The 18,714-nt window shown below is 50.5% G+C and carries 16 protein-coding genes and 1 pseudogene; 7 read left to right on the top strand and 10 right to left on the bottom strand.

Annotated features, from left to right (window positions below):
* The first annotated feature begins 553 nt into the window (after positions 1-553).
* The 5 genes and pseudogenes from DXC51_RS16970 to DXC51_RS16990 all read left to right on the top strand — a co-directional run bounded on the left by DXC51_RS16970 (position 554) and on the right by DXC51_RS16990 (position 4,946).
* Complete coding sequence (locus tag DXC51_RS16970) at positions 554-1,093, top strand: helix-turn-helix domain-containing protein (protein ID WP_025491083.1); 540 nt, start codon at positions 554-556, stop codon at positions 1,091-1,093.
* 63 nt (positions 1,094-1,156) lie between these two features.
* Entirely contained in the window at positions 1,157-2,230 is a 1,074-nt protein-coding gene (locus DXC51_RS16975; RefSeq protein WP_021636324.1) for an ABC transporter ATP-binding protein, read from the top strand.
* Positions 2,223-3,047: an ABC transporter permease gene (locus DXC51_RS16980; protein ID WP_025491082.1), complete on the top strand. Its 825-nt coding sequence runs from the start codon at positions 2,223-2,225 to the stop codon at positions 3,045-3,047. Before DXC51_RS16975 ends, DXC51_RS16980 begins: the two co-directional genes overlap by 8 nt.
* Positions 3,044-3,800 (top strand): annotated as a pseudogene (locus DXC51_RS16985) (ABC transporter permease); the annotation flags it as partial. The gene DXC51_RS16980 and the pseudogene DXC51_RS16985, both read left to right, overlap by 4 nt.
* Positions 3,801-3,881: 81 nt before the next feature.
* The gene (locus DXC51_RS16990) at positions 3,882-4,946 is read left to right on the top strand and encodes an ABC transporter substrate-binding protein (protein WP_117544996.1); all 1,065 of its coding nucleotides are present in this window, start codon (positions 3,882-3,884) and stop codon (positions 4,944-4,946) included.
* 102 nt (positions 4,947-5,048) lie between these two features.
* Here DXC51_RS16990 and DXC51_RS16995 read toward each other — a convergent pair whose 3' ends face one another.
* The 7 genes from DXC51_RS16995 to DXC51_RS17025 form a co-directional block, all read right to left on the bottom strand.
* Positions 5,049-5,771 (bottom strand): peptidoglycan-binding domain-containing protein, encoded by a 723-nt coding sequence (locus DXC51_RS16995; protein WP_117544997.1) that lies wholly within the window; start codon positions 5,769-5,771, stop codon positions 5,049-5,051.
* A gap of 240 nt (positions 5,772-6,011) precedes the next feature.
* On the bottom strand, positions 6,012-6,683 hold the full coding sequence (locus DXC51_RS17000) for an ABC transporter ATP-binding protein (protein ID WP_117545066.1): 672 nt from the start codon (positions 6,681-6,683) through the stop codon (positions 6,012-6,014).
* A 178-nt stretch (positions 6,684-6,861) separates the two neighbouring features.
* Positions 6,862-7,551, bottom strand: coding sequence for a hypothetical protein (locus DXC51_RS17005; RefSeq protein ID WP_117544998.1), 690 nt, complete (start codon positions 7,549-7,551; stop codon positions 6,862-6,864).
* Positions 7,552-7,564: 13 nt separating this feature from the next.
* The gene (locus tag DXC51_RS17010; protein ID WP_117544999.1) at positions 7,565-8,911 is read right to left on the bottom strand and encodes an ABC transporter permease; all 1,347 of its coding nucleotides are present in this window, start codon (positions 8,909-8,911) and stop codon (positions 7,565-7,567) included.
* Positions 8,908-10,566: an efflux RND transporter periplasmic adaptor subunit gene (locus DXC51_RS17015; RefSeq protein WP_117545000.1), complete on the bottom strand. Its 1,659-nt coding sequence runs from the start codon at positions 10,564-10,566 to the stop codon at positions 8,908-8,910. Before DXC51_RS17015 ends, DXC51_RS17010 begins: the two co-directional genes overlap by 4 nt.
* Positions 10,567-10,582: 16 nt before the next feature.
* Positions 10,583-12,337 (bottom strand): permuted SH3 domain-containing protein, encoded by a 1,755-nt coding sequence (locus tag DXC51_RS17020; protein ID WP_117545001.1) that lies wholly within the window; start codon positions 12,335-12,337, stop codon positions 10,583-10,585.
* On the bottom strand, positions 12,315-13,952 hold the full coding sequence (locus DXC51_RS17025) for an efflux RND transporter periplasmic adaptor subunit (RefSeq protein ID WP_117545002.1): 1,638 nt from the start codon (positions 13,950-13,952) through the stop codon (positions 12,315-12,317). The genes DXC51_RS17020 and DXC51_RS17025 overlap by 23 nt, the downstream gene beginning before the upstream one ends.
* A 245-nt stretch (positions 13,953-14,197) precedes the next feature.
* On the opposite strand from DXC51_RS17025, the gene DXC51_RS17030 reads away from it, so the two are divergent.
* Positions 14,198-15,085 carry an RluA family pseudouridine synthase gene (locus DXC51_RS17030; RefSeq protein ID WP_117545003.1) on the top strand — a complete coding sequence of 296 codons (888 nt, stop codon included), beginning with the start codon at positions 14,198-14,200 and terminating at the stop codon, positions 15,083-15,085.
* Positions 15,086-15,235: 150 nt separating this feature from the next.
* Here DXC51_RS17030 and DXC51_RS17035 read toward each other — a convergent pair whose 3' ends face one another.
* From DXC51_RS17035 to DXC51_RS17045, 3 genes are read right to left on the bottom strand one after another with little or no spacing between them, the layout of a single operon-like run.
* Entirely contained in the window at positions 15,236-15,574 is a 339-nt protein-coding gene (locus DXC51_RS17035; RefSeq protein ID WP_021636338.1) for a hypothetical protein, read from the bottom strand.
* A gap of 56 nt (positions 15,575-15,630) precedes the next feature.
* On the bottom strand, positions 15,631-16,206 hold the full coding sequence (locus DXC51_RS17040) for a DUF5662 family protein (RefSeq protein ID WP_025491075.1): 576 nt from the start codon (positions 16,204-16,206) through the stop codon (positions 15,631-15,633).
* Positions 16,203-18,110, bottom strand: a complete 1,908-nt coding sequence (locus DXC51_RS17045) for an alpha-amylase family glycosyl hydrolase (protein WP_117545004.1) — start codon at positions 18,108-18,110, stop codon at positions 16,203-16,205. The genes DXC51_RS17040 and DXC51_RS17045 overlap by 4 nt, the downstream gene beginning before the upstream one ends.
* Positions 18,111-18,353: 243 nt before the next feature.
* Between DXC51_RS17045 and DXC51_RS17050 the strand changes: the two genes are divergently transcribed.
* Positions 18,354-18,692 (top strand): DUF1292 domain-containing protein, encoded by a 339-nt coding sequence (locus DXC51_RS17050; RefSeq protein ID WP_021636341.1) that lies wholly within the window; start codon positions 18,354-18,356, stop codon positions 18,690-18,692.
* Positions 18,693-18,714: the final 22 nt, after the last annotated feature.

Raw genomic sequence — 18,714 nt, forward strand, 5'->3', positions numbered from 1 at the left:
CCCCGGTTTTGCCCTCCCTTCTCCTGGTATGGCCGCCGGCTGTTTGCCTCCTTTGCAGGTGCGGCGTGGTGTTTTGGGCTCCATTGGAAAAAACGGTGATATTTCTTACAGCCCCGGAAAGCCAGGATTACGCCGTCCTTAGCAGCCTGTCTGACGAGCGGCAGCCGACTGAAAGTCGCTGCGCGAGGAGTTTTGGCTGCGTTGGCGGAATTCTGGTTTTCCGGGACTGTTAGAAATACCCCGTTTTTGAGACTGGAGCCCAAAACACCCCACCGCACCTGCAAAGGAGGCAAACAGCCGGCGACCGTACCGGGAGAAGGGAGGGCAAAACCGGGGACCAAACACCTCTCCCAAGCCCCTCACAAACGCCCCCTGCCAACCCCCGGCGGAGAAGGCGGGAGGGACGGGGGACGCCCTCATTTCCCACCAGAAAATTTTACAAATTAATGGATTGACATTTACCAGGAATAAAGTATAATTGGTATCAGCGTCTTGTTTAGTGTTGGTAAACTTTTAGTTTATTATATGTTGTTTAGGAAGGCGGCAGCCGATTATGAAAATAGGAAACAAGTTAAAGGAACTGCGGATTCAGAAGGGGCTGACCCAGGAGGAGCTTGCCGACAGGGCGGAGCTGTCCAAGGGGTTTATCTCCCAGCTGGAACGGGATCTGACTTCTCCGTCAATCGCCACGCTTGTGGACATCCTGCAGGTGCTGGGGACGGACCTGAATGAATTTTTCAGTGAGAAGACGGAAGAACAGATTGTGTTCAGTGCAGCGGATTATTTCGAGAAGACGGATGAATCCTGTAAAAATAAAACGGAATGGATCATTCCCAATGCCCAGAAGAATATTATGGAGCCAATCAGGCTCACTTTGGAGCCCGGCGGCTCCACGTATCCCGATAATCCCCATGAGGGGGAGGAATTCGGGTATGTTTTAAGCGGCAGCGTAACCATCCATATCGGGAAGCGCGCCATCCGGGCGAAAAAAGGCGAATCCTTTTACTTTACGCCCAATTCCACACATTATCTGACGGCCAGTGAAAAAACCGGGGCGTCTCTCATTTGGGTGAGCAGCCCGCCCAGTTTTTAAGGTACAAGGTTCCCATGGGAACCGGATTATTTTAACCGCACAGCGGAGAAACGGAGCATACACATGAGCAACAGACTGATTGATTTGCAGCATATTACAAAATCTTTTGGTTCCTCCACCATCCTGGACGACATGAGTCTTTATATCCGGGAAAATGAGTTTCTGACTCTGCTGGGTCCCAGCGGATGCGGTAAGACTACCACTCTGCGTATCATAGGCGGCTTTGAAACGCCGGATAAGGGGCAGGTTCTGTTTGACGGCAAGGATATTACCAATCTTCCGCCGAACAAAAGGCAGCTGAATACTGTTTTTCAGAAGTATGCTCTCTTCACTCATATGAACATTGCGGAAAATATTGCTTTCGGCCTGAAAATCAAGGGGAAAAGCAAATCCTATATTAACGATAAGATCAAGTATGCGCTGAAGCTGGTGAATCTGGACGGTTATGAGAACCGTATGCCGGATTCTTTAAGCGGCGGCCAGCAGCAGCGTGTGGCGATTGCCCGGGCGATTGTAAACGAACCCAAGGTGCTTTTGCTTGATGAGCCTTTGGGGGCGCTGGATCTGAAGCTGCGCCAGGATATGCAGTACGAGCTGATCCGCCTGAAAAATGAACTGGGCATTACATTTATTTATGTCACTCACGATCAGGAGGAGGCCCTTACCATGTCCGATACCATTGTGGTCATGAACCAGGGCTATATCCAGCAGATCGGTACGCCCGAGGACATCTACAATGAGCCGGAAAACGCTTTTGTTGCGGACTTCATCGGGGACAGCAATATTTTTGACGCCGTTATGGTGCAGGATAAGCTGGTGCAGATTCTGGGGGCAAAATTTGCCTGCGTGGATACGGGCTTCGGTACCAATAAGCCGGTTGACGCTGTTATCCGTCCGGAGGATGTGGAGCTGGTTGCCCCGGAAAACGGCACGATCCAGGGTGTGGTTACCCATCTGATTTTCAAGGGTGTCCATTATGAAATGGAGGTTACTGCCAATGGCTTTGAATGGCTGGTTCATTCCACCGGCATGTTCCCTGTAGGAACTGCTGTGGGAATCCGTGTGGATCCCTTCAATATCCAGATCATGCATAAGCCGGAGTCTGAGGATGAGGAGGCTGTAGCTGTCGATGAATAAAAAATTACATAAATTACTGTATTCAGGTCCCTACCTGTTCTGGTCCGCTGCATTTATCATCATCCCTTTATGCATGGTGTTTTTTTACGGGCTTACGGATAAAACGGGGGCTTTTACCCTGGCCAACGTTATGGCCATTGCCAGCGCCGAGCATTCCAAGGCCCTGTGGCTTTCCATCGGCCTGTCCTTAATCAGCACGCTGATCTGTTTTCTGCTTGCTTACCCGCTGGCCATGATCCTGGCGCATATGAACGTGAACCAGCACAGCTTCATCGTACTGATTTTCATCCTTCCCATGTGGATGAATTTCCTGCTGCGTACGCTTGCCTGGCAGACCCTGCTGGAAAAAACGGGTGTGATTAACTCCATCCTCTCCTTTTTCCATCTGCCGTCTTTAAATATTATTAACACGCCGTCGGCAATCGTGCTGGGCATGGTTTATAACTTCCTGCCCTTCATGGTGCTGCCGATTTACAATGTGCTGGTGAAAATCGATCCCAACGTGCTCAACGCCGCCAGGGATTTGGGCGCCAGCGAGCTGCAGACCTTTCTGCGCGTTACTTTTCCGCTGAGCCTGCCCGGCGTTATCAGCGGCGTTACCATGGTTTTCGTTCCCGCCCTGACCACCTTTGTCATCAGCAACCTGCTGGGCGGAAGCAAAATCCTTTTAATCGGCAACGTCATTGAGCAGGAGTTCACTCAGGCCGGCAACTGGCATCTGGGCAGCGGTCTTTCCATCGTGCTTATGATTTTCATCATCATCAATATGGTGGCAACCTCCATATTTGATAAGGAAGGAGAAGGCCAGACATTATGAAAAAAACGATTGCGCAGAGAATATATATCGCTCTTATTTTTATTTTCCTGTATGCCCCTATCGTCACGCTGATGGTCCTTTCCTTCAATGCCAGCAAAACAAGGGCCAAATGGGGCGGTTTTACTTTGAAATGGTATTATGAGCTGTTCCAGAACAGCATTATATTGGAAGCCCTGTACAATACGCTGCTGATAGCCTTTCTTTCCGCGGCCATTTCCACCTGTATCGGAACCGTCGCCTGCATCGCCATCAACGGCATGAAAAAAAGGAACCGCGCCATTATGATGGGAATCACCAACATACCCATGCTGAATGCGGAGATCGTGACCGGTATCTCCCTGATGCTCCTTTTTATCAGTATGGGGGTGAGGTTCGGCTTCGGCACCATATTGCTTTCGCATATTACCTTTAACATTCCTTATGTTATTTTAAGCGTCATGCCCCGTATGAAGCAGCTCAATCCCAGCACCTTTGAAGCGGCCATGGACTTGGGTGCTTCCAGGACAAAAGCCTTTTTCAAGGTGGTTTTCCCGGATTTGCTGCCCGGCATCCTCTCCGGCTTCCTTATGGCTTTTACCATGTCGCTGGATGATTTTATCATAACGCATTTTACCAAAGGCCCGGGAATCGATACCCTGTCAACCAAGATTTATACTGAGGTTAAAAAAGGGATTAAGCCGGAGATGTACGCGCTTTCCACCCTTATTTTTGTGGCTGTGCTGCTATTGCTTCTGTTGGTGAACAAAGCGCCTTCCAAACGGGAAAAAGCGGCATAGCGCTCTGAAAACACGTAGACTGTGATCCAACATTTTTACTTTTGAGGAGGAAACCAAAATGAAAAAAACCGTTGCCCTGCTGCTCACCCTGTCCCTGGCTGTCCTTCCCCTTACGGCCTGCGGCTCTGCTTCTTCTTCCGGCTCCAACGGGGAAGTCGTTGTTTACAACTGGGGAGAATACATAGATCCCGATACCATCTCCATGTTTGAGGAGGAGACGGGAATCAAGGTAATTTATGATGAATTCGAAACCAATGAAATCATGTTTCCCAAAATTGAGGCCGGCGCATCCAAATATGATGTTGTCTGCCCCTCCGATTACATGATTAAGAAGATGATTGAAAACGATCTTCTGGCAGAGATCAATTATGACAATGTTCCTAATGCCAAAGCAAATATCGGCCAGCAATACTGGGATATGTCAAAGGAATTTGATCCGGGAAACAAATATTCCGTTCCTTACTGCTGGGGCACCGTGGGTATTCTTTATAACAAAACCATGGTGGACGGGCCTGTTGACAGCTGGTCCATCCTGTGGGATGAAAAATACGCAGACAATATATTAATGCAGGATTCTGTCAGGGATGCCTTTATGGTAGCCTTAAAGTTGAACGGCTATTCCATGAATTCCGTCAATCCGGAGGAGCTGAATGCGGCCAAGGAGTCCCTGATTGCCCAGAAGCCTCTCGTTCAGGCCTATGTAATCGATCAGGTGCGTGACAAAATGATCGGAAACGAAGCCGCCATCGGTGTTATCTATTCCGGCGAGGCTATTTTTACCCAGCGTGAAAATCCTGATTTGGAGTATGTCATCCCCAAAGAAGGCACCAATGTATGGATCGATTCCTGGGTTATCACAAAAAATGCGCCGAACAAGGAAAACGCGGAAAAATTCATTGACTTCATGTGCCGGCCCGACATTGCGCTGAAGAATTTTGAATACATCACCTATTCCACTCCCAATGATGCCGCAAGGGAACTTATTGAGGACGAGGATATCCGCAATTCCAAAATTGCTTTTCCCACGCTGAGCGATTACAGTAATCTGGAAACCTTTACTTATCTTGGCGAGGATGCAGACGCTCTTTACAATGAGCTCTGGAAGGAAGTAAAATCCAGCTGAAACATAAAGCCTGAAGCCATCCGGAATTTTCCGGACAGCTTCAGGCTTTTTTGTGGAAAGGAAAGAGGAGCCGGGGCTGATACCGTCTACCTCTTTACCGCTTTACATCACCAGGCCGAAAAGCTGGAGCACCTGAGCATTGATAGTGCCATCCACCACCAGGCCGTATTTGGTCTGGAACTGAATCAGTGCCGCCTGGGTCTGCACATCGTATATGCCTGTGGGAGCGCAGCTGCAGCCATAAAGCGTCAGAAGATTCTGCACCTTTACAATAAGCTCCGTTGTCAGGGCAGGAACGACTGTCTGGGGCGTGCCGGCCTGCAGATATGGATACTGCGGATTGAAAAGCATCTGCTGATTTGCCGTCTGTTGGTTCATCAGGACTGCCTGCTGGTTCAGCTGAGCCGCCTGTTGGTTTAAGATCGCTGCCTGCTGGCTGTAAAGCGCAGCCTGCTGGGCCGCGGCATACGCCTGCTGGGCGGCAGTCAGCGCTGCCTGAGCCTGGGCGACAGCCTGTCCTGCGGCTTGCAGTTGGGCCTCCATATTCTGTCTTTCCGCCTGCAGTGCCTGCTGCCGGGCCACTGCCTGGGTCAGCTGCTGATTTGCCAGGGCCACAATCTGCTCCCAGCTTCCGGCCGGCAGTCCGGCCGCCGTATTCAGGCCGCCTGCGTTTGCCGCAGTGTTATATGGATACGCGCCGCTTAACAGCAGCTGGTAATAATACTCCTCCGTTGTCTGCTTTTCCGAAGCTTTCACGGTTCCGGCGGGAAGCATGGCCAAAAGGATGCCTGCTGCCAGGCCGGCCAGATATATCTTCTTTTTCATAGGCTCATTCCTCCTTGTTTTGCGAAGCAAAATGCAATTTCTTTAGAAATTTGTCCTCTGACGAGCAGAGGAATTTCCTCCTTGTTTTACGGAGCAAAATGCGAGTCCCTCTGGCGAGCAGAGGAATTTTCTCCTTAATCTGATCCTATTATAGTCGATATGGCCGGTCAAGTAAACGAAACTTTACATAATCGGTCAACCTGGTCTGGGCATTTGCAGGAATATATGGCGGCAGCTATTTTACCCATCTGCCTCGCTCAGTTCTCCGTCTATGATATTGACAATCCTTCCCGCTGATTTTGCCACATTCAGGTCATGGGTAATCATGACTATGGTATGCCCCATACTGTTGAGCTTTCCGAACAGCTTCAGAACCTCCTGGCCGCTGGAGCGATCCAGCGCGCCCGTAGGTTCATCCGCAAGAAGTATAGCAGGCTCTCCCACCAGCGCTCTGGCTATGGACACTCTCTGCTTCTGCCCGCCTGACAGTTCGGAGGGTTTGTGGCGCAGCCTGTGGTCAATTCCCAGAAGCCGTATAGTATCCATGCATTTTTCCTCAGCTTCTTTGGAGTCCATGCCTCTTACCACCAGCGGCATAATAATATTCTGGAGTATGTTATAGGTGGGAATCAGCTGATAATTTTGGAATATGAAGCCGATTTCCTTATTTCGCACATCATTCAGTTCCTTTTCCGTCATTTCATGAATGGCATTGCCATCTAAGAAATATTCCCCGGAGTCCGCAATATCCATACAGCCTATTATATTCATCAGCGTGGTTTTGCCGGAACCGGATGGCCCCAGTATTGCCACAAATTCTCCTTTTTCCACACGAAAGCATACATCACGCAGGACCGGGACCTTCTCTTCGCCCAGCATATATCCTTTATTGATGTTGTTCATGCAGATCATAACATCTTTTTCATCCGGTTTTCTGTTTACTCCTCTGTTTTCTTTGCAGTCTGCCTTATTTTCTTCTTTCCTGCCGCCCATCTTCCTGCCCTTTCCGTCCGGTACGAAGCAGCTTCGCCCCGCCCTGATTGCTGATGCTTTTTTTATTTGCCAATGCATTTCTGCCCGTGTCCGCCTGTCATGATACCACCCATATTTTCAGAATATTATCGGTTCCTTTCTCCAGCAGGAGCGCGATGATGTTTCCTGCGGACAGACGGGAAAAGGTGGTTTCCACGCCAAGTTTTGTTATTACCTGTGTGCCTGCCGGAATCTCAAAGCTTCTTGTTTCACCTGTATCTGTAAAGGCGGATACGCTTCCGGCGTTGTTTCCTGTGCTGCCCTTAGTGCTGTTTCTGGTGCTGTTTCCACCTTCGTCCCCACCGTTGCCCATAACGCCGGCTCCATCCGCCGGATAGCCACCCGGCATTCCCTGAGGCGTTCCATCCGACATATCTGCCGGCATTCCCTGGGGCATTCCATCCGGCAAATCCCAGGCCCCATTTTCCCGGCCGGAAACTTTCTGTCCGGCATTGCCGGATTCGACGGCATTTTGTCCGGAAACTTTCTGTCCGGTGTTCCCGGATCCGGATGCAGTTTCCGCCATAATGGACACATCAATATCATTTCCCACAATATTGTCTATTTGAGCATAGATAATCTCCCCGTTTTCCCCGGCTTCTATCACAACCGCGCCTTCAGCGGCATCCGCGCTGCTTTTCTGCCAGAAGAAAAAGCCGCCTGCCGCCGCCAGAAGCCCGATGCAGGCGGCCGCCGCCAGAACCTTTTTCCCGCCTTTTTTCTTATTGCCGCGTTTTTCCTTTTCCATCTGTTTCCCTCCCCTATTCATGGTTCAAAGCCACCACCGGAATCAGATTGGAGGCCTGATATGCCGGATAGAAACCGAAAAGGGTTCCGGTAAGCACGCCGAATACCAGTGACAGCACCGCGCCATAAGCAGATAATTCCACCCTTACTCCAAAATGCTCCAGGACGGGGGTAATCCCGAGGGCCAGCATGACTCCCAGCACCGCGCCCACCATGCTGGTACAACTGGCTTCCATCAAAAATTCCACCAGTATATCCCGTTTGCAGCAGCCGATAGCCTTCAGGATACCTATTTCATTGGTTCTTTCCTTTACCGATACGAACAGGACGTTCATGATACCGATACCTCCCACAATAAATACAATGACCGCCATACAGATAAGAAGCATCGTCAGGGTATCGTTGGATTTGGATGCCGCCTCCATCTTGCTTCCTGCATCGGAAATCGTAAATTCCGCATTGGGATAGCTTTCAGCCAATACCGCCTTCACATTGGTGATAACGGTTTCCACTTCATTTACATCCTCTGCGATTACCGTAACCGTCGGACTAACGCCGGAACCGGACAGATATTTGATTCCTGTGTTATAGGGAACAAAAATAGCGTCATCCGGGCTGATTCCGGAGGCCACGGTTCCCATTTCACTGAGAATGCCGCTCACCTTATAGGGCCTGTTATCAATATAAACCGTACTGTCATAAGCATCATAGACGCTGCCGAACACAGTCTTTGCCACATCAATGCCCAACACGCATACCTTATCCTTATAACTGTCGTTTTCCTCTGTCAGGAAATCTCCCAGCGCTATTTCCAGGTTGCTTATCCGGGCATAGTTGCTTTGCACGCCTGCAATCGTATACGTCGCACTGCTTTCCAGCTCACCGCCATCCACCGATGCTGTCGTCGAAAAGCTCATGGTGGCGTTCTCAATTCCCGGCACAAAGGTTTCCAGATCCTCCATATCCTCCGAAGAAAGCGTAATCCGTTCAGTGTTGCTCCTTCCTTCCTGTTCCATCATGAACATTCCTCCGGAAGGTATCCCTTCGGAGGGTATCCCACCGCCGCCGAAGCCTCCGCTTCCGCTTAATCCGCCGCCAAACCCACTGCCTCCCGGCATTCCTCCTCCAAAGCCATCCGAGCCTCTGGCGCCGCTGCCCTGATATTCATAAGTAATATCAATTGCCCCGGCATTCAGATTCCGGAACTGCTCGGCCACCTCTTCCCTGCCGCCCGTTCCAATGGCTATTACAAGCATAATGGTTGCCGCGCCCACGATGATGCCTGTTGATGTAAGAATGATCTTTGATTTATTGGCAGATAGGTTCAGCCATACAAGGCGCAGTATTTCTGTCAGTTTCATGAATCGCTCACCTTACTTTCAATCAGTACCGTATCTCCTTCTGAAAGCCCTTCCTTGATTTCCACGTTTACGCCATCCGAAAAGCCTGTTATTATCTCCTGTCTGGTAATGCTGCCGTCCGCCTCCTTCTTTTTCACATAGGATTTCCCGTACTCACGGCTGACGGCCCGGTTGGATACGTAAACCACGGTTTCTGTTTCTTTTGTGATAAAGGTCACCTGCGCTGTCATTCCTTCATACAGTTTGGAGGTTTCCCCTCCTAATTTTACCGTAATTTCTACATAAGCGGTTCCTGTGGAGCTGTTGTAGGCGGATTCCCCGATGGAATCCACCGTGCCGGTAAAATCCTCATCCGGATAGGAAGCGATGTAAACATTGACAGCATCCCCTTCCTTAATATTGGCCAGCTCTGCTTCCTCAACGGATACCGATACGGTTACTTCGTCATAATCATTGAGTACAGCGAGTGAGCTTCCCGTGTTAACCACATCTCCCGCTTCCAGCGGACATTCCGTTATCACGCCGTTGTTTTCCGCCCGGATGGTTCGATCTGACAGATAGGAATCAAACTCGTTCAGCTTGGAAGCCGCGTCCTCATAATCCTCCTGCGCGTTCTTTGCCTCAAAGCTGCTCAATTCCACGCTTACGTTATAGATCTCCTCTGCGTTTTTATATTTCAGGTTTCTTTTTTCCAGCTGGGCCCGTGCCTCTATGATGCCAAGCTCCAGATCTCTCTGCGCTCCTGTCAGGCTCTTTTCCAGTGCTTCCAGCTCCTTCTGCTTTTCCGCAATGGTGTCGGTGGTGTCTTCCACGCTTTCCTCCAGGCCTTCCACAACCTGGGCAGCTTCCTCTCTGGCGTTCTCAGCCGTAATCCAGCCATAGGCATCCGACACCATATCCGTGGTGCTTACCACATATTCTCCGTTTTCCAGCACCTTTTTTTCCACCTCCAAATCCGCCTGGTACTCAGACAGCTGTGTATTCAGTTCGGTAAGCTCAGCCTGCAGCTCCATGATCTGTTCTTCCATCTCTGTCACTGCGTCCTGCAGATCCTGTACGGAATTCTCATATTCCGCATCCGCAAGCGTACCGTAGGCCACATTTGTCTCATAGGCCTGTTTTGCCTCCAGCTCCGTTAACTGCTTCTGCGTCTGTGTTTTTGCCAGGGTCACCTCAGCCTCCGAGACGTCGCTGCACAGCTCCCCCCGGATGGAATCCATGCTTTCCTGCGTTATTCTGTATAAGGCATCCCCCTGCGCTATTTCCTGGCCCTCCGTTATGAGGACTTCTTCAATTATCAGATTCCGGGTACTTGAACTGCCCGAGCTGCCTGCGCCGCTCTGCCCACCCATTCCCTGAAAAATACCGCCGCCCTGTCCCCAGGAAAACCCATCCGAACTGCTTCCTGTATAAGCGCTCAAATCCAGATCAAAGGTCTGTTCCGTCGTTCCTACCGTCACATTGCCGCTTTCCTCCAGCCCAACCGTAAGCTCTCCGTATTCTGCCTGCACTTCCCTGTATGTGGCCTCCTCTTCCTTTTCCGAAGCTAACCGCAGTCCTGTCCCCAGGCCTGCCGCCAGTACCAGACAAAGACCGGAAGCAACAAACAGGGACGCCTTCTTTTCTTTTATCCACGTCATTTTAAGCTTTGCCATATCTGCTTTTCCTCCCTTACGGCATTCCCGGGAAATCCAAATTCATTTCACCCGGGCCTCCCTGAAAATCCCCCATTCCTTCAGGGATGACTTCCTCTCCATCCCCTGCATTTTCCCCGGTTCCCTGCTCCGGCCGGGAACCTCCTGTCTGTTTCAGGCTTTCTTCGCTTTGTCCGGCGCTTACCGTACTCGCTATGTAAACGGTATCGCCTTCCGAAAGCCCGTCTGTAATCTCCGTTTCCGAGCCATTGGAAAATCCGGTCGTTACCGTCTTCAGTTCCATTTCGCCTTCTGCATTTTTTATGTATACACAGGTGCTTCCGTCTTCTTTGGTTACAATCGCCTTTGCCGATACATAGAGCACATCTTCCGCTCTGTCCGTCACAAAGGTGATATCCGCCGTCATTCCGCCGTAAAGCTTCCCGGTATCCCCTTCTATCCTTATGGTTACCGGATAATTTACCGTGGAGGAATAGCTGCTGTCCGCCGTTGTCGTAACAGCGCTGACGATCCCGCTGCAGAGCTCGTCGGGGTAGGCGTTGAATTCGATGTCTACCGTATCTCCCACATTAATATAAGAAATATCCTCCTCAGAAACATCGATGGTTATGGTGTAATCCTCTTCCTTAACATAGGAAAGCATGGCTCCCGTATTCATCAGCCTGTCGCCCGCTTCATAGGCCACCTCCGTAATCAAGCCGCTGCCATCCGCATAAACAATACCATCCGTTCCCACAAAGGCTTCAAAATCATCAAGCAGCGCCTGCGCTTCCTCCACCGCCGCCTGGGCTTCCTCCACCGTACCTGCCAGGTCATCCACCGTATATCCGTAAATATCGCCGGCCAGACTGCCATTCAGCACGGCGCTGTCATAGGACTGCTGTGCGGACAGCTGCTCCCGGGAAAGATCCGCCTGGGATTGGTTGATTTGCTCCAGCTTTTCGAGTATCTGCTCCTGATTTTCTTCAATGCCGTCCCTATAGCCCTGCAGTCTGTTGTCCAACTCCTCAAAGGCTGTTTTTGCATTCTGGAAACTGCTGTAATTAGCAGTATAGGCAGCCACGCTGGAGGCATCCGTTTCCTCCAGCTTCTCCTGCGCCTTTTCGAAGGCGTATTTCAGGTCACTGTAGTCCTCCAGCGTATCTTCATCCGTCAGCTTTTCATTATAATCATTTATTTCCGCTTCCAGCACCTGAATATCACCGTAAAGAAGCTCGATTTCCTGCTGCAGCCGGTTTGTCGTCGCAGCAAGGGACCGGGATGCAGTGTCCGCTTCCGCTTTGGAGGCGCTGTAGGTACTCTTCGCGCTCCGGGCCTGTGTATTATAATCGCTTCTGGCATCCGCAAGTTCCAGCTGCGCTTCAGATTTTGCCTTTTGAAGCTTCCGTCTGACGGCGTCGATGCTGTCCCGGGAAATTTTAAAGAGTGGATCGCCCTCCTTCATCCGCTGTCCCTGCACGGCATAGACCTCCTCTATCTGAAGATAACGGCTTGCTTCCTCATCCTCCCCATCATCATCGTCCTCCTCCGAATAATTAATTTCCAGCTCATAGTTTATATGGCTCTCCTGCAGGGCAATGCTCCCGCTTTCCATGATCCCCTGGACCAGATTGCCCTTCTGCACCTGGCTTTCCTTATAAATTACAGTGTCCCCATGCAGATTCGGGCGGATGAAAACAGTATATACGCACACGCCGGTCAGCATGAGGAATGCCAGGATTGCAAGCAGCAACCTAACAACAAATTTTTTACTCGTGTGTTTCTGCTTCATTGACAGCCTCCTCTTCTGCTTCCTGCATCCCGAAATATACGGTTGCCGACAGGTTCTGGGTAAGTTTGCTGATATCTCCGGTCAGTTCTATGGTAACGGAATAATAGATGCTTGATTTACTGCCGGACTGGGAGACCGGGTTGATTTTACTCACGGTTCCCCGGAAGGTTCCCTGATCCGCAATCTCCACCACTGTGCTTTCCCCAAGCTCTATGGCTGCAATGTCCGACTGGTCCACGGAAGCCATAACCGTTACGGATGCGGGATTGCTGTAGGCAAGCACCATGCTGCCTCCTGAAAGCTCCATGCCGGCTCTGGCCGCCACCATCATGACCGTGCCGCCGCTCTGCGTATACAGACAGCCATCGCCGACAGTCTCCTCAAATTTCTGCAGATTTTCTTCCGCTTCTTCCTTTTCCTTCAGCGCAACGTTTAACTCTTCTTCGATTTTGCCAAGTTCGGATTCATAGGTTTCCTGCGCCCCGCTGCTTTCCGCCGCAGTGTTTTCCATATCGCCCTGACTGCTCACCTGCTGCTTGTCGTATGCGATCTGCGCCTCCTCCAGCCGGGTATTCAGTAGTTTCAGATTACTCTGGGCCTGCGCCAGAGAGCTTTCCGCCTTTTTCCTGGCCGCTTCATAATCCTCTACCGCCTGTTCATACAGCTTCTCGTTCTCCTGAACCTCTTCATCCAGCATATTGTAGACGGTCAGCTTGCTGTAATCGTTTTCCGAAGTAAGGCTGGCGCTCCCGCCCTGGCCGCCGCCCGAGGGCTGCCCCATACCGCCTGCCTGGCCCATACCGTCTGCCTGGCCCTCGCCGGCGGACTGCCCGGAAGCGGAATCGGAAACGGAGGTCTGGGCTGCGCCAGAAGAGGAGGCGCTTCCTGCGTTTTCGGTTGTCGTACGGTAGTGATCCTCCAGTCCCGGAATATCCCACTCCTCATACAGCTGCATCAGGGAGGAAAAGCTTTTTTCAAATTCCTCCTTTTTCTCTGCCACTTCATAATAAGTATAATAATAATCGCTCTCTATGGATGCCGTATATTCCTCCACCAGCTCCTGGGCTTCTTGTATCTGTTCCTTGCACTCGCTTATTTTATCCGCATATTCCTGAAGCGATTCCTCATAAGAGCAGGATGCATAGGCTCCCCGGGCCAGGCTGGCGTCAAGCGTCTGCTTTGCCGTTATTTTTTCCTCTTCACTGTCAAGAAGCTGCTGCCTGTAATCCAGCGCCGCCTGTTTGGCCTTCCGTTCCAGCTCCCTGCGGGCCGCTTGTATGCTCTCCTCCGTCAGCTTAAGTATAGCGGTTCCTTCCGCCGCCTCATCCTGGCTGGACAGAAAAACCTCTTCTATCTCCAGCTTTGTTTCTATGTAATCCAAATCAAAGCTTTCCTCCTGCATTCCCACCGATGTGCTTCCGCTGGCAGAAATCACATTTTCACCAAGACCGGGCAGCCTGCCCGGCCCTTCCGGCTGCCCTGCTTCTTCCTTCCCCGTACTTTTTACAAGCAAAAAAATAACACCGCCAAATATCGCCAGTGCCAATATGGGAACAACTCCCAGCGCTATTTTCTTTTTTCTCTCCAGGCTCCGCAGCTTTCCGCCAGTCTTCATCTGACTCCTCCTCAAACGTTTTCCAATCTGAAAATAAACAATCTGTTCCAAATAATTAACATGTTAATTATTTTTAAATTCTATCGGTAAAATGTTTCCAATCTTTGTTTAAATTGTGAAAAGTCTGTGTTTTCCTGAAAAATAAGCCAAAAATGACTGATGCCAAATGCAGCGGAATCATATATACTGTGAATGGGGATTTTTCCTCATCGAAAATTATTATCATTCAGACAGGTGCTTAGAATATGAAAAGAACAATAATTTACCATATTAATGCGGAGGAAGACGGGCTCACCATCGGTCAATTCTTAAAGCGGAAAAAATATTCGGGTCAGAACCTCACGCAGCTGAAAAAACAGGAGCAGGGTATCCTGCTGAACAGTAAACCGGCCTATGTTATCCACAAATTAGCGGAAGGAGATACGCTTACAATCAACATCCTGGAGGAAGAAATCTCAGAAAAAATCCCTCCGGTCCCCCTCCCTGTGCATATCGTTTATGAGGATGAGGATCTGATGGTACTGGACAAGCCTGCCGATATGCCCATCCACCCTTCTATGAAAAATTATGAAAATTCCCTTGCCAACGGGCTGGCCTGGTACTTTGCCTCGCAGAATATTCCTTTTGTATTCCGCTGCATCAACCGGCTGGATCGGGATACTACCGGTCTTACCATCATCGCAAAGCATATGGTAAGCGGCGGCATTCTTTCCGTCATGGCCGCCCGCAGGGAAATCAGCAGAGAATACCTGGCTATTGTAAGCGGTACCGGAATGCCTCCTGAGGGCACTGTGGATGCGCCTTTAGGCAGGAAGCCGGGCTCCGCCATTGAGCGTATGGTTGATTTTGAGCATGGGGAACGCGCTGTCACACACTACCGGGTACTGCAGGAAAAAAACGGGTGCTCCCTTATCTCCCTTCACCTGGAGACAGGGCGCACCCATCAGATCCGCGTGCATATGAAATATCTGGGATATCCCTTAATCGGGGACTTTCTCTATTATCCTGACAAAACCCTCATCAGCCGGCAGGCGCTCCATTCCTGCCGCCTGGAATTCAGCCATCCCATCACAGGGCAGCCTATGGTTTTCACCTCGCCGCTTCCGGAGGATATGCAGCAGGTGCTCCGTTAAGCCGGATACCGAAAAAAGCTTCCAGATGTCCGTCCTGTGACAGTTAAGGCTGCTGCTAAATGTGCAGCCCGGACCGATTTCTGCACAGCAAAAGCCCGGCAGCGGACTGCCGGGGCTTCTTGTTAAACCTATTCTGTTTTCCTGTCTCAATCAGTCGTCACAACCGCAGCTATTCCCCTCGGAAAAAGTAGGGAAAGGTCTGGGAAGCGGCTCCGTTCTCGGTCTGGGCTCCGGCCTGGGAAGCGGGGGCTCCGGTCTCACATCCGCACAAGGACAGACAGGCCTGACCTCCGGGCAGGGAGCTACATTTCCCATATTGCCTCTTTCGCAGCCGCAGCCATCCTGAGATCCGCCGCGCTGGCAGCCGCTCCTGCAGCTGTTGTTATTCCGGCAGCCGCAGCCGCCATGACATCCGTCGTTGTTCTGACCGCCGCCGTTTCCGTTATTGCAGCAGCAGCATAAGAGTAGTAATAAGCATAAACAGTTCATATTCTCATCTCCTTTACACTACTATATGTAAAAGGAGAGATTTGGTTCCACCGCTTTTACTTCCTTCTGCCCAGAAGCTCTTTTCTTACATAGGCAAAGGTCTTCTTTTCTCCCTGCTGCGCCAGCATGGTCAGAAGCTTCAGCAGCAGCTTACGCGTATTTTCATGCATGATGGGAATCTCTTTCGCGGACTGAAAATACAGCAGGGGATCCTCATCCCGGTATTTATCACCCCGGTATACCTTGGAGGCGGCAATCCTGTCCATGAGCATTTCCGCCACATATTTTACAGGCATCTCCACCGGCGCAATGCCGCCGGGCACATCCCTTGTGCTGTAGTCAATCCAGTATTCGTAATGGTGCCTGTTCCTACCTTTATGATGAAGCCAGGCGCTGGAATAGCCCTTCTCCTCACGCTCCGCGTTGTTGGGGCTTCTGTCCCCCTGGAAATACCTGGCCCCGATAAGGAATTCCGAAGGCTCATACTTGGAAAGGTCATGCGTCAGCCCCTGCCTGTACAGCCCCACGGCAAAACAACCCTTCATCACCAGATATTTATGGCGCGTAATCGTCTTAAAATGCTTCCATGCCCTGACTATAATATTGCCTGCTGCCTTCTTACCTTCTGTCACTTCTTTTTTCGTCCTGCCTTCTGTTTTTCTTTCTCCGTTTTCTCTCTGCTTTCCAGAATCTGTACGGAGCGCCCTTTGACAGCCGCTGTTTTACCGTTTTCATCCTGTACGCCGTTCTCTTTCGCAGCCGTGTCCAGGACCCTGGTCCATTTCAGGCCTGCCGGAAGAGAGGGCAGAGCAAAATCGTGTTCTTCCCAATGCATATTATATGCAATATAAATGAAATTGTCATCGTTTTTCCTGTCCGTTTTGGCGTAGCAGCCGCAGTACATCAGTCCGGCCTGCCGGCTCAAATTGTCCGCCTTCAGCTTCCATGCTTCTTCGCCGTGATAGGACAGATCCGGATAACCACAGGCAATATAATCCATCATGGCAAGCTCGTCCGGCCGGTGCAGCACAGGATGCTTTTTCCGGTAGGCAATTGCCTGCTTAACAAAACTGAAAAATTCCTGATTTGTCTCCTGCAGGCGCCAGTTCAGCCAGCTGACCCCATTGTCCTGGCAGTAGGGGTTATTATTGCCTCCATGGCTGAAACCGAACTCATCTCCGCTGACTATCATGGGAGTTCCCTGGGAGGTGAGCAAAAGCAGCATGGCATTTTTCATCTGCCTCCCTCTCAGCTCCATTACGGATTTCTTTCTGGTCCTGCCCTCAAAACCGCAGTTCCAGCTCACGTTATAATTTTCCCCGTCCCTGTTTTCCTCGCCGTTGTCTTCGTTATGCTTTCTGTCATAGGAAACCAGATCCGCCAGGGTGAAGCCGGAATAGTTGGTCACATAATTAATCACGCCTGTCTGCCTGGGATTCTTACGCAGGCTACCCAGGGCTGGCAGCAGGGAACCCTCGTCGCTTTTCAGGAAATGGCGGACCGCATACATAAAATCGTCATTATAAACCGCCAGATTCTTATAGGCGGGAATATCGCTGTTATCATAAATTTCATCACAGGAAAAATCGGTATAAAAAAGCTTGGTATTGCCCAGCATCGGCTCCGTGGCCAGAAGCGCCGTGGGGATATGGACTCCCAGCAGATGGAAGCCATCCACATGGCAGCTGAACACCCAGTATTTGATAACCTCAAGAATATATGCCCTCTTTACATCCACAGGAAAATAGAACTGCATGATTACCTCAATCCCGTTCTGATGCAGCTTCTTCACCATGTCCTTAAATTCCTCCGCCGGGCAGTCGGAGCTGGAATAGGACATTTTGGGTGCAAAATAGTATCCCTTTTTATACCCCCAGTAATTGATCCGGGGCGCTTCCTCTTCCCCTGCGGGTAAATCCCTGTAGTGGTTCACCGCATCCTCCATGCTCATTTCCCTGCATTCCGGCTTTTCCAGCTCCAAAAACTCATAGGAGGGCATCAGTTCTACAGCAGTGATTCCAAGCTCCTTCAGATAAGGGATTTTCTCCACGATACCGGCAAAGGTTCCCTTATGCTCCACTCCTGAGGAGGCATGCCTGGTAAAACCCCGGGGATGCACAAGATAAAGAATGGTTTCCGACAGCGGGGTCATAAGCGGCGCATCGTTCTCCCAGTCATAGGTATGCCTGCTGAAGCCTCCGCGGAGCTTTGGATCCGTCTGACGGCCCCAGCGCTCGTTCCCGTATATGACGTCCGCATAGGGATCGGTTATAATCTCCTCTCCCGCATAAAAATTATACTGGAATTTCGTATCCGCCAGGCCCTCCGCCTGCATACAGTAAATGTTGCCTATTCTGTTTTTTTCTGTGAAGGGAATACGCACAGGCTTTCCCGCCGCATGCAGATAAAGAAGGACACCGCATTCCTCCCTGGTATGAAGTGCGGCCGCAAAATTAACCTTTCCGTCATTCGTCAGGGACACCCCCATGGGATAAGGCGTTCCGGGGAGAATTTTGAGTTCATGTCTTGATGTCATATGGTTTATCTCCTGTCTTAATCTTGTGAAGGCCGGCAACAGTGCGTCGGCCAAGCCTAAAAAAGACTGGCTTTGATAATGGGAAGGGCAGAGTCCTGCAAAATATTCCCGGCTCTGCCTTTGTCGTTTATTATACCACACCTTCCCCTCTCTTACCAGTTTATCTTGCATCCGCACATAACATCGGTTAGAATAGGAATAGCAACACAGGATCCTGTGAAAAGGAATAATGGAGGATGATTCATGAGCGAAGATAATGCAAAGATGCCTGCGGGTGAGCCTGAAGAGGAAATGAGCGTGGAACTGGAGCTGGAGGACGGCACTCTTGTGAATTGTGCGGTGATTACAATTCTGGATGTGGCGGAAAAGAGCTACATTGTGCTGCTTCCGCTGGATGAAAGCGGACAGAATGAGGACGGAGAGGTTTGGTTCTACGGATATTCGGAAAACGAAGAGAATCCTGACGAAGAACCGGAGCTGCGTTATATTGAGGACGATGATGAGTATGAAATGGTAGCGGATGCTTTTGATGAGTATCTGGATAACTGTGAATTTGATGAGCTTATCGATCCGGAAAAATAAACATCGGCTCATCGCGCATCGT

The sequence above is a fragment of the Eisenbergiella massiliensis genome (assembly GCF_003435485.1).